This window comes from Streptomyces sp. NPDC041205 (assembly GCF_055591765.1).
On sequence record NZ_JBVIZH010000002.1, the window covers coordinates 870,328 to 895,435 of the forward strand.

Below are 25,108 nucleotides of genomic sequence, written 5' to 3' on the forward strand. Positions count from 1 at the left end.
CGAACGGATGAATACGGCCGACCGCCACCGACAACCTCTGCCTACCGCTTGACCGCGTCGAACAGGTGCCGGGTGCTGTGGGCGACGAACGGCCCCTCCTCGCGGATCCGCTCGTGCAGCTCGCGCAGGCGCGGCCGGTAGGCGTCGACGGTGAACCCGGGCACCATCCACACGACCTTCCGCAGGAAGTGGACGACGGCCCCGATGTCGTAGAACTCCATCCGCAGCCGCTCGGCGCGCAGCGCGACGACATCGAGCCCGGCGGCCTCGGCGGCGGCCCGCTCCCCCTCCGGGTCCCGCGCGCCCCTGACCTCCGCGGGCTGCTCCCCCAGGAAGTACTCCACCAGTTCGAACACGCTGCTCGGCCCCACGTGCTGGGCGAAGTACGTCCCGCCGGTCCGCAGGACGCGGGCGATCTCGTCGAAGTGCGGCGTCACCGGATGCCGGCTGGTGACGAGGTCGAACACCCCGTCCGCGAACGGCAGCGGCGCGTCCTCGGGCGAGGCCACGACGACCACGCCGCGCGGGTGCAGCAGCGCGGCGGCCTTGGCGACGTTGGGCGGCCACCCCTCCGTGGCGACGGCGAGCGGGGGCAGCGCGGGCGCGGCGGCGAGGACCTCCCCACCACCGGTCTGAATGTCGAGCGCGGCCCCGGCCCGCCCGAGCCGCTCCCCCATGGCCCGCGCGTACCCCCACGAAGGCCGCGCCTCGGTGGCCCGCCCCTCGAACCAGGAGAAGTCCCAGCCTTCGGTGGGGGCGGCTTCGGCTTCGGCGACGAGTTGGTCGAAGGTGGGCGATGTGGGCATGGGGGTGATCGTAGGCACGGGGGCGCCGGGCGGGCTATGTGTTTCTGAGGTGTCGGGTGAGCACGCCGAGATCGGTCCAGGCGTCCGGGCTCGTGCCGTCGCTCAGGTGGTAGTGCAGGGCCGGGGCGGTGGTGGGGCCGAGCGGGGTGGGGCGCTGGGGCAGGGGCGGGCGGCGGGCGTGGTCGAGGCCGATGGCCTGTACGTCCGTGGGACCCAGCGTGAACGAGACGGGGATGGGCGGGCCTTCGAGGTGGGCCGGAACCGTGAGGTCGTGGCGGGCTCGGCGCAGGGTGATGAGCATGGCGCTCAGGCCGGGCGCGGACGCGAGGGCTTCGGCCAGCGTCTCCAGGGTGTCCAGGGGCGGAGGCTCGTCGGCCGCGTATCCGAGAGTGAGCGCGGCCTCCTCCGCGACTCCGGACCTCGTACGGGTCACCCGGAGGCTCCCGATCGCGGGGCGGTCGGCGTGGCCGACGGCCAGGAGGTGGCTCGGGGCCGGGGCCCGGTCGCGGGCCAGTGCGGTCAACTGGCGAGGTGACCAAGGCAGGTTGACGGGTTCGGCGGTGCCCCAGCCCGCCGGGGCCGCGCCGGTGAGGTGGTGCCAGGCGGTTTCGAGGGTGCGGCCCAGAACGAGGTCGGCGTCGGGGGTGTGGTGGGTGCGCACGGAGACGGTGAGCTGCTGTTCGGACGGTGGCTCGGGCGGCGTGAAGCCCTTGGCCGCCACGGTCTCGCCGTCGTTGTCGAGAGCAGGAGTGAAGGTGCCGTCCCGCCACTGCAGTACGGCGCCGGACAGGCCGTCGTAGTAGCCGCCTTCGGGAGCCTGCACCACCCATCGGTTCGGCGGGCCGGTCAGGGCGGTGCGCAGGGACAGGCTCAGGCGGGAAGGGGACGGGGTGACGAGGTGCAGTGCCCTGCCCGAGGCCGCCGTGGCACGCAGGACTTCGGAGAGCCAGGCCGTCAGGGCGACGACCGGGCGGTCGGCGAGGACGACGGCGGTGGAGTCGGTGAGGACGTCGACGGCGGGCAGGGCGCCTTCGGGCTCGGGAACGGCCTCCTCGCCGGTCGGGCCGTCGGGCATGTGGACGACACCGATGGTCGCGGCCTCCGGCGGCCACGTGGTGCCGCCGAGCAACAGCGTGAGGCGGCCGCAGAACGATCCGGCGAGGTCCGCCGCCTCGGCGACGGCGGTGGACGCGCGGACCTCCGTCCACCAGAACGGCACGTCGGGCGCCGCGAAGTGGGAGCCGAGCAGGCGCTGGGCCTCCCCGGGCGTCTGGACGAGCACGGGTGCCTCGACGGAGACCAGGGGCCGGCCGTCCTGCGTACGCAACTGGACGACGGCTCCGTCGGCCAGGGAGTGGACGCTGAGATCGGGCCCGCCCGCGTGCAGACCCGCCAGCAGGGCCATGGCGTCGGGCATCGCGGGCGTGAGGGCGATGACGTCCTTGGTCACAGGTGCTTCGTCGCTTCCGGTTCGTCGTCCGGGGCTTCGGTCTCGTGGGCGAGGGCCGTCTGGATCAGCCGGTGGGAGTGCCCGCGGCGCACGAGGGTGCCTCGGCCAGGGGGTTGCGAGGAGGCGTACAGGCCGGGGAAGAGCTGTCCCTCGGCGCGGTCGCCGCTCATGAGGAGGGTGGTGGTGCCGGTCTCGCGGAGGGTGGTGAGGAACGGCTCGTACAGGGCGCGGGCGGATCCCGCCGTGCGGCGGGCCACGACGAAGTGCAGGCCGATGTCCTGGGCGGAGGAGACGTAGGGCAGGAAGGCGGCCAGGGGCTGCTGACCCGCGGTGGTGAGGATGTCGTAGTCGTCGACGAGGATGACGATGCGCGGGCCGGTGAAGGCGGGTTCGAGGCTGGTCGCGTCGGGGTCGGCGGTCTCCGGGAGGCGTTTGTCGAGCTCGCCCGCGATGCCGGTGGCTAGGGCCGCGGCGAGCTTGGCGTTGTGGGCGTAGCCGCCGCGGTAGGGCTCGGGGACGACGCCGCGCAGGCCGCGGCGCGGGTCGAAGACGCCGAAGACGAGTGCGTCGTCGCCGTGGCGGGCGATGAGCTGGTCGACGATCAAGGTCAGCAGGTTGGTCTTGCCGCACTCGTTGTCGCCGAGGATCAGCAGGTGCTGGTCCTGGCCGAACAGGTCGAGCAGCACCGGGCCGAGGGTGTCCTGGTCGACGCCGAGCGGCACCCGGTGCGGTTCGGCGTGGGCGGAGGGCAGGCCGGCGGCGGGCAGCCGGGTGGGCAGGACGCGTACGGGCGGGGCGAGTTCGCCGTGCCAGGTGGCGGCGATGGTGCGCGCCGCGTCGTCGAGGGCGGCGCCCAGGTCTTCGGCGCTCGGCAGGCCGTCGGTACGCGGCAGCGCGGTCTGCGCGAACAGCTTTCCGTCGGTGAGGACGCGTCCCGGGGTGTCCGCGGTGAACGTCTCCGCGAGCTTGCGGTCGACCGTGGAGTCGGACGGGTCGTTCAGGCGCAGCTCGACCCGCGTGCCGAACATGGACTGGGTGGCGATGCGCACGTCGTTCCAGCGCAGCATTCCGGCGACGACGTGGATGCCGTAGCCGCCGCCGCGCTTGAGGAGTTCGGCGATGCGCTCGTCCAGCTCGTCGAACTCCTCGCGCAGCGCGCCGAAGCCGTCGACGAGCAGCACGATGTCGGTGGAGCCGAGCTCGGGAAGCCCGCCCTTGGCGCGTATGCGGCGCAGCTGGTCGAGGGAGTCGATGCCGTGCTCGCGGAACAGTTCTTCGCGCAGGGCCAGTTGGGCTCCCACCTCGGCGACGGTGCGGGCGGCGCGCTCGGGGTCGGCACGGGTGGCGATGCCGCCCACATGGGGCAGCCCGGCCAGCGCGGTGAGCCCGCCACCCACCAGGTCCAGGCCGTAGACGGCGACTTCGGCGGGTGTGTGGGTCAGGGCGAGGGAGAGGGCGAGGGTGCGCAGCAGGGTGGTCTTGCCCGACTGGGGGCCTCCGATGACCGCCGCGTGGCCGCCCGCGACGTTCAGGTCGAGCAGCCACTGCCCTTGCCACTGCCGGGCCGGGTCGTCGAGTACACCGAGGGGAACGCGCAGGTGGCCGTCACCGCGGGACAGCCGCAGGCCGTGCTCGGAGACGTGGAGGGGGCCCGCCGCCGCGTCCAGGGTGACGGCGTCGGGCAGCGGCGGCAGCCAGATGCGGCGGACCGGGGCGGCGGCGACGGCGAGTTGACCGACCATCGTGGACATCACGGTCGGCCCGGTCTCGCGCTCCCGTGTCCCGGTCTCCTCCTGGGGTCCGTCCGTGCCCCGTGCGGGAGCGTTGAACGCCGGGTACGTCCAGGCCCGCGGCGCGTCATCCGCGGGCTCGCCCGCCGTGGGGCCGTGATGGGCCCCGGAGACGTACCCCGCCTTGAAGCGCGTGTACGTGGACGTGTCCACCTTCAGATAGCCGAAGCCCGGCAGTGGCGGCAGCTCGAAGGCGTCGACCCGGTCAAGAACCGTCCTGGATTCGTCGGCGGAGAAGGTCCGAAGCCCGAGCCGGTAGGACAGATACGTCTCCAGACCCTTCAGCTTGCCGCTCTCGATGCGCTGGCTGGACAGCAGCAGATGTACGCCGATGGACCGGCCGATGCGGCCGATGGACAGGAACAGGTCGATGAAGTCCGGCTTGGCGGTGATGAGTTCACCGAACTCGTCGATGACGACGAACAGGTGCGGCAGTGGCTCAAGGCCCCGGCCCGGCTCCTTCGCCCGCAGGGCGCCGTAGTGCCCGATGTCGGCGATGTTCCCGACGTCCTTCAGTACCTGCTGGCGGCGCTTGATCTCGCCCGCGAGGCTGGTGTGGACGCGCTCGACGAGGTCGGCCTGGTTCTCCAGGTTCGTGATGACACCGGCCACGTGCGGCAGGCCCGTGAAGGGGGCGAACGTCGCGCCGCCCTTGTAGTCGACGAGGACCATCGCGAGGTCCTCGGGCGAGTGCGTGGCGGTGAGCGCCAGGACCAGGGTCCGCAGCAGCTCGCTCTTGCCCGAGCCGGTCGCGCCCACGCACAGCCCGTGCGGGCCCATGCCCAGCTCGGCGGACTCCTTCAGGTCGAGCAGCACCGGCTCGTGCCGGTCGTCGAGCCCGATCGGCACGCGCAGGAAGTCCCGCTCGGTGCGCGGCGCCCACAGCCGGTCCAGGTCCACCGCGGCCGGGTCGTCGATGCCGAGCAGCGCCGGGAAGTCGACGGGGCCGGACACCGGGGTGCCTTCGGCGGCGGACTCGGCGGACAGGCACAGCGATGCCAGCATGCGGGCGAGCCCTTCGGCGCCGGCGAGGCTGACGTCGTCGGCGAGGCCGTGGGCGGCGGCGGGCTGCCCGGCGGCGGGCTGCCCGGCGGTCGGCTGCGCGGCGTCTGGCTGGGCGCCACCCGCCCTCGGCGCACGCAGGTCCTCGACCGCGACCTGATCACCGTCGACGGTGATCCGCACACTCACCTCGTCCGGCTCGTGGATCTGCCGCTCAAGGAGGTGCAGCACGGTCACGCCCATGTCGGCGAGGCCGACCGCCGTGTCCGGGCGGGGCAGTTCCGCGGCGGTCTCGCTGTGGGTGTCACTGACCACGAGGAGCCGATCGGTGAGCCGCAGCGCGTTCCTGCCGGACAGCCCGCGCCGCACCTCGGCCGCGTACGAGGAGCGGCGGCGCAGGTCGGCGCCGCACAGCCGGGCGAGCTGCGCCACGTCCGGTGCGATGCGCCGGGCGGCGACCGGCCCGTCGCACGCCTCCGGGTCGGCCGTCGCGTCCTGGACGTGCGGCAGCCACTTCGCCCACTCCCACTCCGCTAGCCGCTCCCCCGGCACACCGAGCGCGATCCCCAGATCGTCCGGCGCGTGCGTCACGGCGGCCTGGACCAGCAGGGCACGGACGACGCGCAGCACCCCCTCGCGGTCGCCGACGACGCTCACGTTTCCCGCCCGGTCGAGCGGCACGGCCAGCGGGAAGTCCGGCGCGACGGCGAACCGCGCCTGCAGGGCGCGCGCCTCGTTGAGCATGAACGGGTCCGGCGGCGTGAGTACCCCACTGCCGCCGTGCTGCCCGATCACCACTTCCTGTACGGGTACGTCGCCACAGCCCACCCGCACGGCGAGGAAGTCCGCATCGCCGCGGCGCCGCTCCCACAGCCGGGCCGGATCCCGTACCAGGTCGTAGAGCGCCTGCGGCGGCGGGTTCAGCAGCCGCGCCCGCTGGCGCAACTCCCTCTCCGTGGCACCGAGTTCGTCGCGCTGCTCCTCCACGTACTCCAGATATCGCTCCCGCTGTGTGCGCCGGGTGCGCTGCGCCTTGCCGCGCTGTGACCAGAACAGGGCGACGCCGCCGAGCAGCGCGAAGACCAGCACGATGGCGCCGAGGGCGGCGAACTGGCTGTTGCGGATGACGGTCATCATCACGACCGAGCCCATGACACCGGCCATCGGCAGCAGCGCGGTGGCGGCGTTGCCCATCTTGCCCTCGGGGAGGTTCGGGGGCGGTTCGATGGTGCGTTGGGCGGTGGCGGACGGGGGGCGGGTGGAGCGGGCCGGGCGGTGTACGAGGCGGTGGGTCATCGCGTCCTCATGGGTGTGGTGTCGGCCTCGGTCACCAGGGCGGCCTCTGCTGCCTGAGCGGTGGCCGTTGCGGCGGCAGTGGTCCCGGCGGCGGTGGTCGTCCCGCTCATCGCACGCGTACCGCGCGCCTCATCGCCTCGGCGGCGAGGTGGACGGCGGCGTCGCGGGCTGCCTTGCCGAGCTGGGGTCCGCGGATGGGGCCGCCCTGGGCGAGATGGCGGTCGTACGCGACGGGCACCACGGCCACGCCGGTCTCCCGCAGGTGTGCGGCGGCGGTCTTCAGGTCGAGGGTCATGTCCGGCGAGTTGGCGGTGAGGGCGACGACGGTGGTGGCGAGGGCGGAGTGCGGCAGCTGGGCCAGCCAGTCCAGGACCAGCCGGGTGCCGTGCACGCCCTCCACGGTCATGGGGGCGACGACGACGCGGGCGTGGGCGGTGTCCATGGCAGTGCGGGCCACCTCGCCGGGCAGCGTCTCGCAGTCGACGACGGTGACGGCGAAGTAGCGGCGCAGGGCGAGGGTCACGGTGCGGTACGTGGGTACGTCGAGGGGGGCGCCGACGCGGCCCTGGCTGGCGGGCAGCAGCCAGCCGCCGTCCGGCACCGGCACCAAGTAGCCGGTGATGTCGGTCAGTTGCATGGACGGCGTCAGGATCCGCGCGAGGTCCGCGCAGGACCAGCGCACCGAATCGGCGCCGAGCCGCACCGGCAGGGTGCCGAGGGCGGCGTCGGCCTCCAGGGCGAGGACCGGGTCGTGCCGGTAGTGGTGGAACGTCCGGCTCAGCAGCGCCGAGACGGTGGTCTTGCCGACCCCGCCCCGAATCGACGTCACCGCGACGACCCGGCCGGTGGTGACCGGCTGCTGCACCTCGCGGGCTATCCGGCTCTCGTCCGCCACGTCCTGCGACGCGGAGCCGACGAGCTTGCGCAGGGAGCGGCTGGTGCGCCGAGGGAGGGAGTCCCCGTGCTGGGGACGGCCGAGGGCGAGGGCCAGGCGGGGGTCGGCTGTGGGGGTGGATTCGGGAGTGGGGGGCGCTCCGCGTCGGGGAGCGGGTGGGCCGCTTGTGGGCGCGGGGGCCGTGGGTCCGGGTGTGGCCGGCACACTCGCGGCGGTGACGGCGGCGGGTGCGGGCGTACCAGTGGTGGGTGTTGGCGTCGGCGCAACGGCGGGCGCGGACGTCGGGGTCGACCTCCCGCCGCCCCCCGCAGCCGCGCCAGCGCCCAGCTCCCGCAGCAAATCCCGCTGCCAGTCCCTAGCCTCAGCCATGTCGTCGTCCCGCACCCTCACGCGAAGGTGTCGAGCAGTCGCCCGTACACACCGAACACCCCGAGCGCCAGCGGAATCAGAGCGATGACGCCCAGCGACTCCAGCGCGTCCCCGACCCGGCGCAGCCGCACCCGCACATGCTCGGCGGGCCGCACGGCGAGTACGAGGAGCGGGGCCAGCGCGAGCACGACCAGCAGCGTCAGCGGCCCGCCCGCGGCCCCGGACTCGCCGAGCCACACCCACGCGAGCCGCCCCACAACGGCCGCCGCGGCCGCGAGCAGGGCGACCACCTCGACGATGAGCGGAAACGCCCGCGCACGCAGGGCAAGCACCAGGGCGACCGCCGCCGCGAGGAGCACCGACCACACGGACACGTCACGCAGGGCAAGCACTCCGGCAGCCCCCGCGGACACGGCGAACGCCACCGTGGCGAGCGCGAGCCCGCGGTGGGTGGCGGCAAGGGCGCTCCCCACGTCGTACCGACTGACGGAGGCCCCGCCCGACCGCCGGTCGTCGAGACCGGAGAGCCCTGCGGCCATCAGGGCGAGCCGCGGCAGCACGCCGAGGGCGACGACCGACACCACGGCGAGCACGGCACCCACGCGGTCGACGTGCCCACCGCCCTGAATCCCGAGTACGCCCTCCCACACCACAGCACACCCGGCGACCGCGCCACCGCCGACGAGCCCACCACGCCCCAATGGCGTGAACCACCCGAGCAGCAACAGGGCAACAACCAGAACGCAGACGACACTCGCCAACCGCGCGCCCCCGGACCAGCCGTTCGCGCCCCCCAGCGTCCAAGACCCAAAGACTCCAAGCGCACCCGCGGCCCCGATGAGCGTGGCGGCAAGCCCGCGCCGCCGCGCCCGCCCGAGCACCGCACCGCACACAGCGGTCACCGCACTGACCCCGAGCAGCCCCGCCCCCACCCGGGAGTCGTCGAACTCCTCCCGGGCCAGCACCGCGGCTACGAGAGCCCACACCCCCACAGCAACACCACACACCACACGCCGGGCACCCGCGCCCCACCGCCAGGCCCGCACATCCAGATCACCAGCGGCCTCATCGGTGACGTCATGCACGACGGGCGCGGAGGGCGCGTCCTCGGCGCGCACGAGCCGCAACACGGCCCCATCGGCGACACCGGCCGACTCCAGCGTGCTGTCCTGCGCGAGCGCGGCCCCATCAGCAGCCACGAGATACCGCAACTCGGGCCGAGCCCCCACCCGATCGTCAAGCAGCCGCATCACCTCGGGCAGCAACAGCCCGACCGGCTCCTGAGAAGGCAGTACGAGATCGACCCGCCGCCGCTCCCCCACCAAGGTCACCCGGCTCAACGCCACTCGCCCCTGGCTACGGCTCATTGCCCCCGCAGATATCACAAGTTCGAACCTATCACCGAGAAGAAGCGGACACAGAGGGCGTTTTAGACGCACCGCTCGAAGGCGAAACCGAGGAACCCGAACCGGGCACGGAGGAAACTCCCCCGGGCTTGTCCTTCATCACCCGATGCGAAACGAACGACCACCCCACACACCCCGCACACAACACAGCCCCGATCACAATCCCCCCGACCAACTTCCCCAACCGCTCGTCCCACCCCCGCCGCTGCCGCTCCCCACCGAACACGACGGCATCACGCAGACGCCGCCGCCGGACGGCCACGGATTCCAACAACTGACTGTCATAGTCCTGAGCCGCCATAGGTACCCATTCGTCACTAGATGCCGCTGAAAGAACGGTCCTCGCGTCCGGACAGCTCTTGCAGATCCTCCAGCGAGTCGGCGACTCCCTGGGAGCCAGGAACAATCATCCCAGACGTCGATTCGTCGGCTTCCGACGCCAGCAGGCGCAGCGCGTGAGACGGAGCCGCACCGCGCGCTTTGGCATCGCTCAACCGCTCCAGCCAACGCACACCAGCTTCGACCGAAACGTCGCCAGCAGGGGTGTACGGCTCGTACCCAGCAGCGCTGTCGCCGTCGGCCACCCACAAGTAGCCGATGGTTTTGCCTCCCATCGCAATCTCCACAAAGCTGACGGGCAATTCGGTGTCCGTCGCGAACTGCGGTGCTTCTGAGGGCAGTCGAGCCTGAAGCGCTTCAGTCCTTCGGGGCACTTCAAACATGTACCAGGAATCCAGCAGGTCCGGATCCTCGTCCGGGAGGTCTTCGAACCCGGTCGCCGACGGCACACCATAAGAGGTGGCATCTCCAGGAATGACGTCAGCTCCCAAGAGCCTGGCGATCCCAGCAAGAGCAGCCGCCAACAGCGGGGCGTTCTCCCTCTGAACATCAGGGTGCTTTCGCCCTCGCAGGTCATGGGTCATCCACACGTCGGAGTAGGCGTGCAGCGCCACGGTCCCCGCCCCGCTGGGCCAGGCGTCGACCGAGATCAGGAAGAGCTTCTCGACCTGGACACTCTTGCCTCCCCGCAGGCAAACACCCGGGACAGAAAGGTCGACCGTCACAAGCCCCGCGCTCTGCGTCTGGGCCACGGACCTCAACATCAGGAGCAGATCCGATTCGGCGGCCTCGGTCCCGGCCGCCACCTGCACATCCCGCTTGGTGAACACGACGGCGCCATCGGCGCGATCCTGCACACTGATGTCCGCCCGAGCGTCTCCCCGGGCGAGACCGACATCGGTCATGACACCCCACACTTCGAGGAGGTCCCGGACACCGCGACAGGCAAGATCGTCACCGCCACCCTGTGTCTTGGTCTCCCAGTACCAGCTGCCGACGGGAATCGTCGTAATCACAGAACACCTCGCGGATCGACCTTGGCGCCCGGCGGGATCACGATCGTCCCGTCATCGAGTCGGAGCACGAACAGAATGCCACGACCCTTTTCACTCTTGAGCGCGTGCTCGCCGCGATGGACTCGCAGCAACTCGTCTGGAATGCCCCTGCTCGTCCAGTCCGCCACGGTCCCTTGACCGTCCACCAGCATGACTCTGACGTCCGCCTGCGACTTGGACAGCTGCCCCAGATAATCGGCCCGCGCGATCTGCTCAAAGGGGTCCTTGGGGTTGTTGAGCCGCTTCATCTGGTAGCCGTAGGAGTTCCCGGCATCGTCCGTCACCTTGACATCAAGATCCGCCTTGTGCGCTGAGTTCTTGATCTCGAACTCAATGTTCCGCAGGCCACTCGCGTGCAATTGATCGCCAAACCTGATCTGGTCGATGGCACGGATGTGCTGCCCGGCCACTCCCGAGCCCAACTGGGACACGAGGTCCCGAAATCCGGTCGCATGGGAGAATTTGCCAGAGCTGATGACCTCCGCGACTTCGCGGCCGTACGGATGTTCCGCCAGGCGGCTGATCGCTCGCTCGAGAACCTTGGGTTTCATGGTGTTCTTGGGGATGCCCTTGATCGCTTCCCGCAGCGTATGCTCGGCATCCCCGCCCAACTGCAACGGCCCTGACGGACCAGAACCAGGCGAATGGTCTGCGGGGTTACCAGAGCCATGGGGAGCGTCCGCGTGGCCCGGAATGTCGTGCCCGGTACTGGATGAGTCTGCTGTGTGACCATCCCCAGAGTGGCCGTTGGGTGGCGATTCGCCGCTGTGGTGAGCCCCGTCAGGACCGTGGTGCCCGCCGCTGGACCCGTAGCCTGCACCAGACGAGGAACCGTCACGTGGCGGCCCCGCAGGAGGCTCGTGATGAGCGGACGCATCGTGACCCGCCTCATGAGCCCTGCCACCCTGGGTGCGCCTGCCGGCCTCACCAGTGGCATCGCGAGCTGCGCCGCCGTCCTGAAGATCATCACCGACCCGGCCCACGGCACCATCCACGTGCTCACCCGCATGCCTACCAGCAAGCACAGGCTGACGATCCGGCGCACGAAGGGCAGGCGGAGCCTCCTCCTTCACCACCGGGGCAGCGCGGTCCGCAGCGGACGGCTCCGGCCGGGCGTCCTCCGCCTTCTGCAGCACCTTGCCGTTCCCGTCGAGGACAGCCCCCTCCTTGGTGAGGTAGACCGATCTACCCTTGCCGTCGACGTACCGCAGCGCATTGTCCGGCACAGCCGCAGGACGCACGGGCACATCCGCGCCGCGTTCCGGCAGCCGAAAACCGTTCTCGGCCATGTCCGCGTACGCACCCGGGCGGGAGTTCTTCAGCGGCGCCACCAAGTCCCCGACCTTGACCGTCGCCAACTTCACGCCCTTCGCGGCGTATGTGAACGGATCGACCGCCCGGCCCACTCTGCCGGTCGCCGAGACCACCTTCGCCATGGCCCCGCCCTTGGCCGCCGCCCCCGCGCCGCGCGTCGCCACGATGGTCACCGCGTTGAAGCCGACCAGCCCTCCGGCCCGCGCCGGGTTCCTGCTCCACTGGTCGTAGGCGATCAACCCTTTGCCCGTGGCGACCACGGCCTGGCGGGAATCCCGGAGCCAGCCGGGCAGTTGGTCGTCCTTGGCCATCCAGAAGGCTCCGCCGAGGGGTGTCATGGTCAGCGTCAGACCGGTGCTCAGCTTGGCCAGGTTGGTCCATGCCTCCCCGGCCGCGCCCCAGCCGTCCTTGCCCGCCAGCGTGCCAAGTGCCTTGGCCGTGCCGACCACACCGTCCACGAAGAAGCCCTTGCCGACCTCCTTCGCTTGGTGGACGAACCAGTCGACACCGTCGTAGTCCCGCTCCGCCTTGGCGCCCCAGGGAAGTTCCTCGGCCTGGTCGAGGACCTCATCGGTGTAGCCATACGTTCCGCAGCTGGTGTTGCCGTCGCTGCTGGGCTTCAGCTGAATGCCGTCGACCAGCTTGGTGATCGTGTTGTGGCAGGCGATCTCGGCCGCGTGGAAGGCCTGCGTGGCGGCTTTGACGTCCTCCACCATCCGGTTGTTGTGGTCGACCTTGTCCTGGTCCTTGCGCCATTCGTCGTCGGTCGAGACGTCGTCGATGACAAAGGCACTGGCCTCGATCTGCAATTGCTTGAGCTTCTTCGCCAGCGGCCGCACTTCGGACGCGTAGTCGCTCAAGGCCTGGGCGACCTTCTCCAATTGGCCCGCGAAGGCATCCGATCGCGTGGCCACCGGCTTGGTCGTCGCAAACAGATCCTCCGCCTCAGGAGCCTCGTAGAACGCCGAGAGCCCTTGGAAAGTGGAATGCACCTGGCCGCCGCTGAGGCGGAACAGCGATGCCTCCATGCTGAGGTCCGTGGCGTCCCGCTCAAGCTGCTCCAGGTCGCCCGTGAACTGCGGTATGCCATTGGGGTCAATGAGCTCGCTGCTCACTTTCCACCACCCCGCGCACCACCACCGACACCGGGCATGTCGGGCACCGGCATCTCGGCGAGCGCCTTGCCCTGCTTCGTCGCAGCCATGTCCAGGTCACCCTTGATGTACTCCTGGGTGGCCAAGTTGGCGCCGTTCAGCGAACTTCCGGTCCTCTTCGCGATGTACGTGAGGCTCTTCGACCACTGGTTGAAGAACACACCAAGGGCGGATCCCACCGGCCCCTGAGTGCCCTGCCCCTCGTGCCCACCCTCTGTGATGGTCCCCGCGTGCTTCGCCGCCTGCGGCAGCGTCTTCTGCATCTGCTTGCCGGCGGTCGCCATGGTCTCGGCGGCTGTACCGGCCCGCTGGAGTACTCCCTGGACTCCACCGGGTTCGATGTCCCACGCCGTCATCACACGCCCCCTCGATCTCCGTGCGCCGGACCACCTGCCAGCGATCCGGTTCGTCGACATACCTGCGCGGCGCGTACTCAGCCGATGTTGTTGACCGCGGCCCGCGCCCGCGACAACGTGGTCTGCGCCGTCCCGTCGTTCTCCTCCAACGTCGACCGCACAAGGCGGATGATCTCCCGCACCTCGTTCGCCGCCTTGTTCCAGCGGACTTCCTTGCCGTGGTACTCGTCCGAGACTCCGTCGGCCTGGTAGTCGGCCATCGCCGCCTTCACGGCGCGGTCCCGGTCACCGAGGACCCGCTCCAGATTCCCGATGATGATGTGCAGGCCGCCCTGCACATCGGCGGACGCACCCGTGTCGTACGAACGCCGGTCCTGGTTCCCAGCCATGACGAAACTCCCCGTGTAACGGTGTGTTGTTGAGTGGTGGAAGGGGCAAGCTCCCCCGGCTACCCCGCGGTCAAAGCCCTCAGCCGGAGAACCGGGCCGCCTGAAAATTAGCCGCGCCCATGTTCTTGTGCGCGTTGTCCGACTGCTCCTGCACACCCGTACCGAACGCCTCGTCCATCCCCGCCTGACCACCCAGAATCGACGACAACGACCCGTTCAACGCAGCCGTGATCTCATCCGCCCGCAACTTGAACGAATCAAACGTCGCCTTACCCGCACCGTTGAACTTCCCCTCCAACGGCTCCGCCGCAGACACCAACGCCCGGATCAACGACCCCAGATCATCACTCGACCCCGACGTCTGCCTCCCCAACACAGCAAGCGTCGTCTCACCCATATCGAACTTCACAAGCCACCCCCGCTCGAACCATCCGCCGACCAACCAGTAGTTGACCGGCGCAACGACATCACTCCACGCCCACCAGGCACACACGCCACGTAGCGCATCGAACATACTCTCCCACACCACATTGCAGACGCAACGCAGTTGGGAGAGAAGGGGCTTGATTCCGCTACCGCATGTCGCGGCATCACAGCGCACAAGTCCGAGGAAGTCCGAGGAAGTCCGAGGAAGTCCGAGGAATAAGAGGCTCCCTTCGACGCGGAAGCCATCGGCCTGGCCTGAGATCGTCTCTCTCCCCCCGGCGGATACCGCGAACGCGCGACCGGTCCCTACGGGGAGACAGTTGCCACCGCGACCGGCGAGCGGACACTGAGCGTGGATGCCGCGCCCCTGCCTCCTGCCCCCCTGCCCCCCCTGCCAAGGAGTGGCAACTTCGCGACGCCTGGCCCGCGCACCACACTTCTCAGGGCGACTGAGGGCGAGTGTGGGCGGTCAGCGATGCAGGGTCTCGCCGCCGATGGCATGGCGACCTTCTGTGACCTGCTGGTTCCCTGTTGTCTCACCGCGAGGCCGGCCCCACCACCCTCCGGTCATGAGCGAGGAGCATGGCCCGGTCCCGCTCCAGCCGTGACTCGAACCCCACCAGCGACTCCGTCGTCGCCGCACGGGTCCACGCCCCTCGTCTGGCCGATCCATGTTCCAGGTGCTGGGGAGTGGGGGGCCGGGTGTATCGCGGGCGTATCGAAAAACGCATACGCCACAGCAACAGTCGTCCGTCTTGAGTGGAGGCACGGTCAGTTCGTCGATCAGAAAAGGACCGTGATCATGGATTCGGATTCCGTAGGTGGTGTCGACCGGCGGCGGCTGCTGGGGTGGGGCGGGCTGGCTGCCGCCGGGATGGTCGCGGCGGGCGCGCCGCTGGTGGGCGCCCGGCCCGCCCGCGCCGATGCGGCCCCGGCCGGCTCCGGCATCCCGCCGGACACCCGGCCCGGCGGAGCCTACGACCGGTACGTGGCGAAACTGGCCGCCGAGGGCAGGTTCTCCGGCGTGGTGATGCTGTCGCACCGGGGCCGGACGGTGCTGTCGCGCAGCTACGGCATGGCCGACAAGGAAAAGGGGGTCCCCAACGGCGAGAACACCGCGTTCAGCCTCAGCTCGGCGGGCAAGCCGTTCCACGCGGTGGCCATCTTGCAGCTGGCGCAGCGGGGCCAGCTGCAGTTGTCGGACACGGTGGGCACTCACCTGACGGGTTACGCCAAGGAGATCGCCGAGCGGATCACCATCCACCATCTGCTCACCGGCACCTCCGGGATGAAAACCCCGGATGAGGACGTGCGACGCATCTTCCAGAGCCGGAAGGAGGTGCACGAGTTCTACGAGCAGTGGGCCCGGCAGGCGACGCCGGAGGCTCCTCCCGGCACACCCAGCAGTCACTCAGGCGCCGAGGTCGCCATTCCCGCGCAGATCATCGAAGCCGTGACCGGCCAGACCTACTGGGACTACGTCCAGGAGAACATCTTCAAGCGCTGCGGCATGACCGGTTCGGGGTTCTACACCAGGCCGCAGTGGCTCACCGACCAGCACATCGCGCACCCGTACATGGCGCTGTCCGACGGCAGCCACGTGGACGCGGTCCGGAATCTGGACAAGGGCAGTCCAGACCCGTATGTACGGGGCAAGAACCCGGGCCGCGCCTTCATCGATGCCCCTGGGGACGGCGGCTTCGCCACCGCCCCAGATCTGGTCCGGTTCGCGCGTGCGCTGGGCGACGGCACAGTGCTGGACCGGCACTACGCCGAACTGTTCACCGGACCCAAGATCCCCCTGGCCCCCGAGGGGGGCGGCCTGGCCCGCCGGGCAGCCACCGCCGACGCGTCGTTCGGGGCCTACCAGGTGCCGGTCAGCCTGGTCAGCGGCCAGTGGGTGTGGAGCCGCGCCGGCGCCAACCCCGGCGTCGGCGCCAACTGGACCATCTATCCCGACACTGGCTGGGTCGGCGTCATCCTCACCAACCAGGACGGCGCGCCGTTGTGGGAGATCGTCGAGCAGGAGACCCGGGCCGTCATCGGCCCAGGCTGATGCGCGGCGACCGCTGACTGACACGCGTCCAGTCAGCTCCGGGGCTCGCGTTGACTCGCTCGAACATCGTGTGCCCTGCGTGGTAGTGAGCGGCCGCCGACGGCCGGGATGTTCGGGTGATTTCTTGGGACGGATTCAGAGGGGTGGAGCGATGAGTTTTGCCGGGCCCGCCGGTCTTAGTGGGTGAATCCACCACACCGGGGAGAGCACAGATGGCTGAGCACGACCAGGCACGCATCACCGGAATCGGCACCGTCGCCGTTCCCGTCAGCGACCAGGACAAGGCCGTCGAGTTCTACGTCGGCGTCCTGGGGCTGGAGAAGCGGATGGATGTTCCGCTGGAGCAGATCGGCGGGCGCTGGATCACCGTCGCCCCCGTCGGGGCTGTGACCAGCATCGCGCTGATCCCCGGCGAGCCCACCGGCGTCGACACCGGGATCAGGCTCAACGCCGGCGACGTCCCGGCCGTCCACACACGTCTCAAGGAGCAGGAGGCCGACGTGGACGAGCTGCTCCAGTGGCCTGGAGTGCCGCCCATGTTCACCCTTCGGGACCGTGACGGCAACATCCTGGTTGTCGTCGAATAGGAGCGCGCCATGACCGCACTGGACAAAGAGTTCACCGCGACCCTGCAGAAAAGCCCGAACAAGGGCGGCTGGACCTATGTGGTGATGCCCGGATCGGCCGAATACTTCGGCACCCGCGGGCTCGTGAAAATCCGAGGGACGATCGACGGCCACCCATTCCGGAGCTCCTTCATGGCGCTGGGCGACGGCACGCACAAGCTGCCCGTCAAGACCGCCGTACGCGAGCTGCTCGGAAAGGGCCCCGGCGACAAGGTCACCATCCAACTCGAGGAACGCATCAAGTGACGAGTTCCCGGGCCACGGCGGTGACCATCCTGCCCGAGGAATCGACGGGCGCGATCACGTCCCGCTTGAACTCCTCCGCGTACCGCTTCGCGTACTTGTTTCCCACCTGGTGCTACTTCCTCTGAAACCTCAGGTCCCAGTCTCCAGGTGTCCAGGTGTCCAGGTGTCCAGGTGTCCAGGTGTCCAGGATCAAGGGAAAGCTTCACGCTCGCACTTGCCCTCCACGCACGACGCCTCGACGTACGGTACGACCCCGTCCGCCTCAGCCGATACCGGCATACGGCACCCCCAGCCTGCTCACCCCTCACGGCTGAGACTGTGCCACGAAAAACGAGACCCTCCTTCAGCTGCCGCCTTCCGCCGAGGGACCGCTCGAAGCGCCCCGCGGGAACGACACCTCCACCCGCCGGTTCTTCTTGCGCCCCTCCTCCGACCTGTTGTCCGCGATCGGATAGTCCTCGCTGTAGCCGCGCACGGCGTACGTGACCTCCGGGCCCAAGTGGGTCGCCAGCTCGTCGTGGACCGCCTCGGCGCGGTCCTTCGAGAGCTTCTTGCCGTGGCCGTACGAGCCGAGGTTGTCCGTGAACCCGAAGACGCGGACGTCCGTGGCCTTCTGGGCCTTGGCCTCCTCAGCGATCGCCTTGATGCGGGCCGCCGCTTCCGGGTTCAGCTTGGGGCTGTCCTTGGGGAAGAGGACCTCCGCCTGGAGCGCGAACTTCACGTCCGTGTTGGTGTCCTCGCGGCGCTCCTCGCCGCCCATGTCCTCCACGACGGACTTGATGTCGAGGACCTTGGCGGGGGCGAGGGTGGCGCCGTCGGCGAGCTTCAGGCCGGGGCTGTTCGAGTCGACCTTGGGGGGCGGGGAGGTGGTGGAGCTGCCGGGGGGCGCGCTGGGGTCCTCGTCGTCGGCCCAGGCGGCGGGGGTGGGGGCGAGGAGGAGGAAGGCGGTGAGGGTGGTGACTGTGGCGGTGGCCAGGGATCGGGAGCGGGTCATGGCTACTCGCCCTCGGAGATTTCGATGAGGGCGGGGGGCATCGCGCCGACCTGGAAGGTCATATCGCTGGTCCCCTCCGGCGGGGCGGGGAACTGTGCGTACCAGTCGCTGGTCTGCCCGGGCTTGACGCCGCCGGTGAACTTCGTGCACAGGCAGCGGCCCGAGGTGTCACGCAGCACGAGATACCGCTTCTTGCCCTTGCCGTCGACGAGGTTCGCGCCGGCCACGGACGAGCCGTTCTTGTTCAGCTCGCGCTCCTCGCCACGCCAGTTGGCCGCCGCGAAGAAGCGGCTGCCGTTGTTCGTGACGGTGCCGGAGACCGTGACGAAGCCGCCCTCGTCCCGGACCGCCGACTTGACCGTCAGCGTGATGCTCTCCTCGCCCTTGACCTCGGCCAGCACCTCGTCGGAGGACTGCGGCTGTTCCTCCTCCTGTGTCTCGTCACCGTTCTGGTCGTTCTTGGGGGCCTCGGACGAAGGGTTCTTCTTCGAGTCGTCGTCCCCGCCGTCACCTCCGCCGCAGCCGGCCACCGCGAGGACCAGCCCAGTCGTGATCGCCACCGCGGTCATAGCCCTGCGGGTCTTCATGGTGCGCCGAAGTTTCATCGCTACGGCTTCCTTTTCTCTCTGCTCGCTTGTCAGTTGGCCAGATGTACGGAGAAGAGCGTCGAGGCGTCCGGGAGGTCGTCCAGGTCGAAGTCGTCCGGGTCGATCTCGATGGGGACATCATCACCGTCGCAGACGAACTCCACAGCCTTCTCCGGATCGGCTGACTCGGCCACATCGCAACGGGGCTTGATAACGGCGGTCGCGTCGGCCTTCGCGTGCTGGCCCTCCGTCTCCGGGATGATCGAGTCCCCGACGGTGTAGTTGGTGGTCACCTCCACGTCGTAGCCCGGGTAGCCCTCGACCTCGGTCCCTCCGAAATCGCTCACGTACGCGTCGTTTTCCGCAGCCAGGGCGTCCGCCGCTCCCTGCGCACCCTCGCCCGTGGCCATGTCACCCTCGAGCCAGTCCAGCCATTCGTCCTCTTCCCCTGAGGCAATCGCCTCGCCCAGCCCCTCGACCAGTTCGTCGCGGGTGTCCTGCGCGGCCGCCAACGCCGCAGCGTCCGCCGCGGATTGGGCCCCGTTGCGTGCCGAGGCGGCCTGGGCGAAGGCGAAGAACGCGAGTGCGACGAAGAGGATGATTCCCGTCAACCAGATGTAGAGGGGCAGAGTCGAGCCCGCGTCACTGCGGAGTCGGGCCCGCCTCAGCCGCCGATGACGTCGGACACGGCGTCCTGAATGGCTCCGGAGATCTGTCCGTCCAGGCCGAGGCCGTCGATGAGGACGAAGATCCCGGCGATCAGAATCATCAACCCCGCGTATTCCACGAACCCCGCCCCCCGATCCCGCTCGCTCCCCCGCATCCCCCGAACCCGGGAAGCCACCGTCAGCGTCCACGTCATCCACGCTCCCAGCACGCGATCCTTCAGCATGACGGACGACCCTTCTTTCCCACCCGATACCGACAACTTGACCGAACCGGCCGAACTGGCCGATCACGCGCACATGCTCGCGCGCACCGTACGACACAACAACTGCCCCAAGAGGCCGTCCGCGCAACCGGCTTGCGCCCCCGCACGCAGCAGGTTGGCGTATTCGCCGATGTGCGGTGAGGCGGCGCGCAAACTTCTCCGCCACGCCCTTCGCGCGTTGCTTCCGGGAAGACATTGACCACTCTCACCGTCCCAAAATCGACCCGAAGTCCGACCCCGACCCCAGAAACATCCCCGCCGCGATCAGGATCATCGTCGCCGGAAGCATGAAGACGAGCGTCACCATCGTCGCCTTCGGGATTGTCTTCGCGGCGCGGCGGCGGGAGTTCTGGGCGTCGGTGCGGCGCATGTCGGTGGCTAGTTGGATGAGGGTTTCGGCGATGGGGGAGCCTAGTTCCTCGCCCTGTTGGAGGGCGGAGACGAACTGGGCCACCTGTTCCGAGGAGTTGCGTTTGCGTAGTTCGTCGAAGGCCTGGCGGCGGCTCACGCCCATGTCCATCTGGCGGAGGGTGATGCGGAGTTCGTCCGCCCAAGGGCCCTCGTACTTTTCGGCTACGCGGTCGAGGGCCTGGCGGAAGCCGAGGCCCGCGGACACGACCACCGCGAGGACGTCCAGGAAGTCGGGGAGCGTGCGGTCGATGACCTCGCGGCGTTCGCGTACGGCCTGCCAGATCAGGGCGTCAGCGGCCACCGCGCCGAAGGCGAAGGTCAGGGCCGCGAAGAGGGGCTGGCCGTTGGTGAGGAAGATCAGGCCGAGCACCGCCCCGAACACGCCATACACCGCCCTCCGCGCCGCGTAGCGGTCGATCGTGAGGCCGCCGGGGTTGCCCGCCATGTCGATGCGGCGGCGTTTGGCGGTGACGCGCTTCGGGCCCATGAGGCGTAGGACGAGTGGCGCGAAACGCATGCCCAGGCGGTCGACCGCGCCGCCTGCCACCGAGACGCGGGACGCGCCCACCTCCAGGGCGACGGCGAGGTCGGCCGGGAGTTTCGCCTCCGCGCGGTACATGCGGATGCCCTGGGCGGCGCCGGCCACGGCCAGGGCCATGAGGGCGGCGAGGAGCAGTGCGGTCATCGGGGCCCCAGCTCCCCTCGTACGCGTGTGGCGTCCACCCTCACACCTCGATCTTTCCGAGGCGCCTGATCACGAAGAAGCCGACGGCGTAGAGGCCGAGGGAGATCAGGATCAGGGTCTGGCCGAGGGGGGAGCCGGTCACGCGCTCAAGGGCGCCCTCGTTCGACGAGTTGATCAGCAACAACGATCCCAGGCCCAGGAGCGGGACCGTGAACGCCGTCGCGTGGACCTCCGACAGCATCGTGCGGACCTCGCGCCGGGTCTCCTTGCGGTCCTCCAGGGTCTGGGTCAGATTCCGCAACGAGTTCACCACTGACCCGCCCGCCTTGTTGGAGAGGACCAGGGTGGTTACTAGGACTATCAATTCGCGGGACGGGAGGCGTTGGGCCAGTTCCTCGAGGGTGTCGTCGATCGAGCGGCCCAGGGTGAGCTGGTGCGCCACGTGGGAGAGTTCCTCGCCCGCGGGGGCCTCCAGTTCCTCCGCGGCCATCGCCAGGGACGTGCGCAGGGCCAGGCCCGCCGCCGTGGCGTTGGCGAGGATGCGAGCCACGTCGGGGAGCTGGTTGATGAAGGCCTCGATGCGCTTCTGGCGTTGCCAGTTGAGGAAGATGACCGCGCTCCAGACGGCCACGATCCCGGCGATGGGGCCGAAGAAGGGGGCCAGGGACGCGGCCGCGATCAGCCAGAGGGCGGCGACGACCGCCATGACGTACGTGAAGAACTCGCCGGGGGTCAGGTCCAGGCCCGTGGCGGAGAGGCGGAGTTGGAGCTCGCGGCCGACGCGGGTGCGGCGCAGGCGGCGGTCCACGGCCGTGAAGCGGCGGACGCGGCCGCCGCCCTCGAGGGCCGGCCGCGAGCCCTCGCCCGCCAGACGGTCCTCCAGGGCCTGGCGCTGGGCGCGCCCGGACGCGTACGTCTGGAGTCCGGCGACGGCCAGCGTGCCGGTGAGGAGCGTGGCGCCGAGGGCCAGCAGCGTGGGGTTGTTCATCAGCCGATCGATTCTCTCGTGTTCGTGTCCATCAGCCGATCGCCTCCCTGGTGTTCAGTACGTCGACGGCCTCGGCCACGCCGTAGGCGGGCGGCACCGGCTCGCCCGCCACGTACAGCTTCTCCGCGACGGGGCGCGGCAGCGGCAGATGCTCGAAGTAGCCGTGGACGATGCGGTCCGGGCCGACCGGGTGGGCCACGAAGCGGGTGACGGGGGCGATGCGGAAGTGCTCGCGGCCGTGCGAGACGAGGAGGACGATCTCGGCGACCTTGCGGGAGCCGTCGGCGTGCCGGGCGAGCTGGACGACGACGTCGACGGCCGAGTTGATCTGGTCCTTCAGCGCCTCGAAGGGGATCTGCACCTCGGACATGGAGCCGAGGGTCTGCAGCCGCATCAGGGCGTCCTCGGCGGTGTTCGCGTGGACGGTCGCCAGGGAGCCGTCGTGGCCCGTGGACATCGCCTGGAGCATGTCCAGGGTCTCGCCGCCGCGGACCTCGCCGACGATGATGCGGTCGGGGCGCATGCGCAGGGAGTTGCGTACGAGGTCGCGGATGGTGATCTGGCCCTTGCCCTCGACGTTGGGGGGCCTCGACTCCAGGCGGATGACGTGGTCCTGCTGGAGCTGGAGTTCCGCGGAGTCCTCGATGGTGATGATGCGTTCGTGGGCGGGGAGCAGACCGGAGAGGGCGTTGAGGAGGGTCGTCTTGCCGGAGCCCGTGCCGCCGCTGACGATGATGTTGAAGCGGGCCCGTACGAACGCGGCGAGCAGCATCAGCATGTGCTCGTCGAGCGAGCCCAGGCCGATGAGTTCGGGGAGCGTGTACGCGCGCGGGAAGCGGCGGATGGTGAGGGTCGCGCCGGTCAGGGCCAGCGGCGGGATGATGACGTTGACGCGTTCGCCGGTGGGCAGGCGGGCGTCGACCATCGGATTCGACTCGTCGACGCGGCGGTTGACGGTCGACACGATGCGTTCGATGGTCTGCATGAGCTGGTCGTTCGACGCGAAGCGCAGCGGGAGCTGTTCGACGCGGCCCGCGCGCTCCACGAAGATCGAGTCGGGGCCGTTGACCATGATCTCCGTGATGGAGGCGTCCGCGAGGAGCGGTTCGAGCACGCCGAGGCCCAGGGCCTCGTCGACGACGCGGCGGACCAGGTGGGCGCGTTCGGAGGAGGAGAGGACCGGGCCCTCGCGGCTGATGATGTGGTTGAGCACGCGCTCCAGGCGCAGCCGCCGGTCGGCCGCCGCGAGCGACGACATCTCGGCCAGGTCTATCTCTTCGAGGAGCTTCGCGCGGTACGTCGCCACGAGGCCCTCGTCGCGGTCGGGCGTGACCGCGTCGGCGGGCGAGGCGATACGGGCTCTCAGGCTCATCCGGGTCAGCCTCCGGCCTCGGGGTCGTCGTTGGGCATCGTCACGGACTTCTCGACGGTCCAGTCGGTGTCCACGAACGGGAGGAGCGTGGGGACCTCGACGGTGACGGTCGCCGTCGACGTCTCGCCGCCCTCCTCGACGTCCACGTCGGCGCCGAGTCCGTCGTGCATGGCGGCGTACCCGGCCGCCTGCCCGCCGCCCTCCCCCTGCGAGGCGACCCGGGCCGCGGCGCGGGCGCCGGAACCCGCCTGGTTCGCGGCGTAGCCGACGAGGCCGAGCTGGATCGCGGCGAGGCCAACGATGAGGAGGATGGGGAGGAAGCCGGCGAATTCGAGGATGGAGACGCCCGCGTCGTCGTAGGGGCGGCGGGGCCGGGGGTGGTTCCGGCGGCGGGCGACCCGGGCCCGGCGCACGCCGAGGGCCGCCCCCGGCCACCGCACCCCGCGCCTCACGGCGAGTCCCCCTCGCGAGCCGCCCCCGCCTCCGCGTTCACGGTCCACCCGGCGTCGACGCCCGGGAAGAACAGCGGGACCTCCACGTCCACGTGGGCCTTCCACACGTCGCCCTCCGGCGCGCAGCCGATGTCGGCGTCCTGCCAGGCGCCGGGCAGGTGGTCCTTGCCCGCGGCCTGGCAGGCGCCCTGGGCGTCACCGTGCACCGCCGCCGCGGCTGTCGCGGCCCGTGCCGCCTCGTCGGCGGCGTTCCCGGCGAGCGAGTACGAGTAGCCGTACAGGGCGCACTGCCAGAGCAGCCCGATCACGGTGAGCAGGAGCGGGAACATCCCGGCGAATTCGAGGGTGACGGCACCGCGGTCGGACCGCAGCCCGTCCTTGCCGACGCCGACGCCGCCGCCACCCCCACCCCCACCCCCGCCCCCGGCACCGCTCCCGGGACCGTCGCCCCGCCCCCGCTCCGACTTCCCGAGCCGCCGCGTCCCGCGCCCGCCCTTGCGTCCGTGCCCCGCGGACTCCGGCTCCACCAGGCCGAGTTCGCCCGCGAGCCCCCACAGGGCCTGCTTGACCGTCGACTTGCTGTCGAGGTCCTGGAGGCGGCCGGCGTCGACGGGGGCCTGGAGTTCCTTGGGGGCGTCGGGCACGGTGGCGCGGGCGGCGCGGGTGCCGGTGACGCGGGAGACGAGGGACGGCTGGATCTCCGCACCGCGGGCGGCGCGGTTGACGACCGTGACCGTCTCCTCCGCCTTGCGGATCTGGAGCCGGTCCCAGAGCCGCACCATGCGCTTGGCGGCGCGCACGGCGACCACGTCGGGGGTGACCAGGAGGACGGCCTGGTCGGCCATCTCCACGGCGGTGGCGGTGGCGGTCGTGACGTACGTACCGCAGTCGACGACCACGACGTCGTACCGTCCGCGCAGCGCGTTGACCGTCTGCCGGGCGACCCGGTCGGTGATCTCCTCGCCGCGCTCGCCGTCGGCCGGGGCGAGCAGCAGGCCGACGCCGGACTCGTGGGCGTACACCGCGTCCTGGACGACACGTGGCGAGATGTCGCTGATGGCGGCGAGGTCGGCGACGGAGCGGCGGAACTGCACGTCGAGGTAGGAGGCGACGTCGCCGGACTGGAGGTCCAGGTCGAGCAGCGCGGTGCTGCGGCCGGAGGCCTGCGCGGCGAGGGCGAGCTGGACGGCGGCGAGGGTGGTGCCGACGCCGCCCTTCGCGCCGGTGACGGCCACGACCTGCCCGCCGCCGGGCACCGCGGCGCCGGGCCCGCCGCCGTACAGCTCGACGGCGCTCGACCCCAGGTGCCGCCGCATCCCGCTCGACCAGGCCGCGGCGGCCTGCACCCGCTCGGCGAGGGCGTCGTAGGCGAGCGGGAAGGTGACGATGCCGCGGGCACCGCTGTCCATCGCGGCGGTGAGCAGCGCCGGGCTGGTGTCGGCCGTGACCAGCACGACGCCCACCGCCGGGAACCGCAGGACCAGGTCGCGGATCAGGTCGAGCGCGGGCACGGGCGCGATGCGTTCGTGGACGAGGACGACCTCGGGCAGCTCGTCGAGGGAGGCCGCGGCGAGCCGGGCCAGGGTGTCGAGGAGCGCCGTGGAGTCGGTGACGGGCGCGGCGGGTTCGGCGTCGGGGAGCTGCGCGGCGAGGCCGGTGAGGGCGCGGGCGGCGTCCACGTCACCGACGGCGGGCAGGATGCGGGTGGTCACG

The 25,108-nt window shown here is 70.5% G+C and carries 24 protein-coding genes; 4 read left to right on the forward strand and 20 right to left on the reverse strand.

What is annotated here, in order from left to right; genetic code table 11:
- Nucleotides 1-41 precede the first annotated feature (41 nt).
- The 11 genes from ACZ6BG_RS10805 to ACZ6BG_RS10855 all read right to left on the reverse strand — a co-directional run bounded on the left by ACZ6BG_RS10805 (nucleotide 42) and on the right by ACZ6BG_RS10855 (nucleotide 14,030).
- Entirely contained in the window at nucleotides 42-806 is a 765-nt protein-coding gene (locus tag ACZ6BG_RS10805) for a methyltransferase domain-containing protein (protein WP_468999574.1), read from the reverse strand.
- Between the two features lie 34 nt (nucleotides 807-840).
- The gene (locus tag ACZ6BG_RS10810; RefSeq protein ID WP_468999575.1) at nucleotides 841-2,256 is read right to left on the reverse strand and encodes a DUF6177 family protein; all 1,416 of its coding nucleotides are present in this window, start codon (nucleotides 2,254-2,256) and stop codon (nucleotides 841-843) included.
- The gene (eccCb, locus tag ACZ6BG_RS10815; RefSeq protein WP_468999577.1) at nucleotides 2,253-6,344 is read right to left on the reverse strand and encodes a type VII secretion protein EccCb; all 4,092 of its coding nucleotides are present in this window, start codon (nucleotides 6,342-6,344) and stop codon (nucleotides 2,253-2,255) included. Before eccCb ends, ACZ6BG_RS10810 begins: the two co-directional genes overlap by 4 nt.
- 106 nt (nucleotides 6,345-6,450) lie before the next feature.
- The gene (locus tag ACZ6BG_RS10820; RefSeq protein WP_468999578.1) at nucleotides 6,451-7,608 is read right to left on the reverse strand and encodes a hypothetical protein; all 1,158 of its coding nucleotides are present in this window, start codon (nucleotides 7,606-7,608) and stop codon (nucleotides 6,451-6,453) included.
- 17 nt (nucleotides 7,609-7,625) lie between these two features.
- Entirely contained in the window at nucleotides 7,626-8,975 is a 1,350-nt protein-coding gene (gene eccD, locus ACZ6BG_RS10825; RefSeq protein WP_468999579.1) for a type VII secretion integral membrane protein EccD, read from the reverse strand.
- A 31-nt stretch (nucleotides 8,976-9,006) separates the two neighbouring features.
- On the reverse strand, nucleotides 9,007-9,315 hold the full coding sequence (locus ACZ6BG_RS10830) for a hypothetical protein (RefSeq protein ID WP_468999580.1): 309 nt from the start codon (nucleotides 9,313-9,315) through the stop codon (nucleotides 9,007-9,009).
- Between the two features lie 16 nt (nucleotides 9,316-9,331).
- Nucleotides 9,332-10,369, reverse strand: a complete 1,038-nt coding sequence (locus tag ACZ6BG_RS10835) for a hypothetical protein (RefSeq protein ID WP_468999581.1) — start codon at nucleotides 10,367-10,369, stop codon at nucleotides 9,332-9,334.
- Entirely contained in the window at nucleotides 10,366-12,837 is a 2,472-nt protein-coding gene (locus ACZ6BG_RS10840) for a hypothetical protein (protein ID WP_468999582.1), read from the reverse strand. The genes ACZ6BG_RS10835 and ACZ6BG_RS10840 overlap by 4 nt, the downstream gene beginning before the upstream one ends.
- Nucleotides 12,834-13,232, reverse strand: a complete 399-nt coding sequence (locus ACZ6BG_RS10845; RefSeq protein ID WP_468999583.1) for a DUF6507 family protein — start codon at nucleotides 13,230-13,232, stop codon at nucleotides 12,834-12,836. Before ACZ6BG_RS10845 ends, ACZ6BG_RS10840 begins: the two co-directional genes overlap by 4 nt.
- 77 nt (nucleotides 13,233-13,309) lie before the next feature.
- Nucleotides 13,310-13,621 (reverse strand): pore-forming ESAT-6 family protein, encoded by a 312-nt coding sequence (locus tag ACZ6BG_RS10850; protein ID WP_468999584.1) that lies wholly within the window; start codon nucleotides 13,619-13,621, stop codon nucleotides 13,310-13,312.
- A 79-nt stretch (nucleotides 13,622-13,700) separates the two neighbouring features.
- Nucleotides 13,701-14,030, reverse strand: a complete 330-nt coding sequence (locus tag ACZ6BG_RS10855) for a hypothetical protein (protein ID WP_469000205.1) — start codon at nucleotides 14,028-14,030, stop codon at nucleotides 13,701-13,703.
- Nucleotides 14,031-14,849: 819 nt separating this feature from the next.
- Here ACZ6BG_RS10855 and ACZ6BG_RS10860 point away from each other — a divergent pair.
- The 4 genes from ACZ6BG_RS10860 to ACZ6BG_RS10875 all read left to right on the forward strand — a co-directional run bounded on the left by ACZ6BG_RS10860 (nucleotide 14,850) and on the right by ACZ6BG_RS10875 (nucleotide 17,100).
- A complete protein-coding gene (locus ACZ6BG_RS10860; protein ID WP_468999585.1) occupies nucleotides 14,850-16,103 on the forward strand; it encodes a serine hydrolase domain-containing protein in 1,254 nt (417 codons plus the stop codon).
- 212 nt (nucleotides 16,104-16,315) lie between these two features.
- On the forward strand, nucleotides 16,316-16,690 hold the full coding sequence (locus ACZ6BG_RS10865) for a VOC family protein (protein ID WP_468999586.1): 375 nt from the start codon (nucleotides 16,316-16,318) through the stop codon (nucleotides 16,688-16,690).
- Between the two features lie 9 nt (nucleotides 16,691-16,699).
- Nucleotides 16,700-16,975 (forward strand): DUF1905 domain-containing protein, encoded by a 276-nt coding sequence (locus tag ACZ6BG_RS10870; protein ID WP_468999587.1) that lies wholly within the window; start codon nucleotides 16,700-16,702, stop codon nucleotides 16,973-16,975.
- The gene (locus tag ACZ6BG_RS10875; RefSeq protein WP_468999588.1) at nucleotides 16,972-17,100 is read left to right on the forward strand and encodes a hypothetical protein; all 129 of its coding nucleotides are present in this window, start codon (nucleotides 16,972-16,974) and stop codon (nucleotides 17,098-17,100) included. The genes ACZ6BG_RS10870 and ACZ6BG_RS10875 overlap by 4 nt, the downstream gene beginning before the upstream one ends.
- A gap of 218 nt (nucleotides 17,101-17,318) precedes the next feature.
- Here the strand turns inward: ACZ6BG_RS10875 and ACZ6BG_RS10880 are convergent, their stop codons facing one another.
- The 9 genes from ACZ6BG_RS10880 to ACZ6BG_RS10920 all read right to left on the reverse strand — a co-directional run bounded on the left by ACZ6BG_RS10880 (nucleotide 17,319) and on the right by ACZ6BG_RS10920 (nucleotide 25,107).
- Nucleotides 17,319-17,969 carry an OmpA family protein gene (locus ACZ6BG_RS10880; protein ID WP_468999589.1) on the reverse strand — a complete coding sequence of 217 codons (651 nt, stop codon included), beginning with the start codon at nucleotides 17,967-17,969 and terminating at the stop codon, nucleotides 17,319-17,321.
- A gap of 2 nt (nucleotides 17,970-17,971) precedes the next feature.
- Nucleotides 17,972-18,574, reverse strand: coding sequence for a hypothetical protein (locus ACZ6BG_RS10885; RefSeq protein WP_468999590.1), 603 nt, complete (start codon nucleotides 18,572-18,574; stop codon nucleotides 17,972-17,974).
- Nucleotides 18,575-18,606: 32 nt separating this feature from the next.
- On the reverse strand, nucleotides 18,607-19,167 hold the full coding sequence (locus ACZ6BG_RS10890; protein ID WP_468999591.1) for a pilus assembly protein TadG-related protein: 561 nt from the start codon (nucleotides 19,165-19,167) through the stop codon (nucleotides 18,607-18,609).
- 53 nt (nucleotides 19,168-19,220) lie between these two features.
- Nucleotides 19,221-19,418, reverse strand: a complete 198-nt coding sequence (locus ACZ6BG_RS10895) for a hypothetical protein (RefSeq protein WP_380845098.1) — start codon at nucleotides 19,416-19,418, stop codon at nucleotides 19,221-19,223.
- 274 nt (nucleotides 19,419-19,692) lie between these two features.
- On the reverse strand, nucleotides 19,693-20,583 hold the full coding sequence (locus ACZ6BG_RS10900; protein ID WP_468999592.1) for a DUF5936 domain-containing protein: 891 nt from the start codon (nucleotides 20,581-20,583) through the stop codon (nucleotides 19,693-19,695).
- Between the two features lie 40 nt (nucleotides 20,584-20,623).
- Nucleotides 20,624-21,571: a type II secretion system F family protein gene (locus ACZ6BG_RS10905; RefSeq protein ID WP_468451284.1), complete on the reverse strand. Its 948-nt coding sequence runs from the start codon at nucleotides 21,569-21,571 to the stop codon at nucleotides 20,624-20,626.
- Nucleotides 21,572-21,602: 31 nt separating this feature from the next.
- Nucleotides 21,603-22,943, reverse strand: a complete 1,341-nt coding sequence (locus ACZ6BG_RS10910; protein ID WP_468999593.1) for a CpaF family protein — start codon at nucleotides 22,941-22,943, stop codon at nucleotides 21,603-21,605.
- 5 nt (nucleotides 22,944-22,948) lie between these two features.
- Nucleotides 22,949-23,395 (reverse strand): TadE family protein, encoded by a 447-nt coding sequence (locus ACZ6BG_RS10915; RefSeq protein WP_468999594.1) that lies wholly within the window; start codon nucleotides 23,393-23,395, stop codon nucleotides 22,949-22,951.
- Nucleotides 23,392-25,107, reverse strand: coding sequence for an AAA family ATPase (locus ACZ6BG_RS10920; RefSeq protein WP_468999595.1), 1,716 nt, complete (start codon nucleotides 25,105-25,107; stop codon nucleotides 23,392-23,394). Before ACZ6BG_RS10920 ends, ACZ6BG_RS10915 begins: the two co-directional genes overlap by 4 nt.
- Nucleotide 25,108 lies beyond the last annotated feature (1 nt).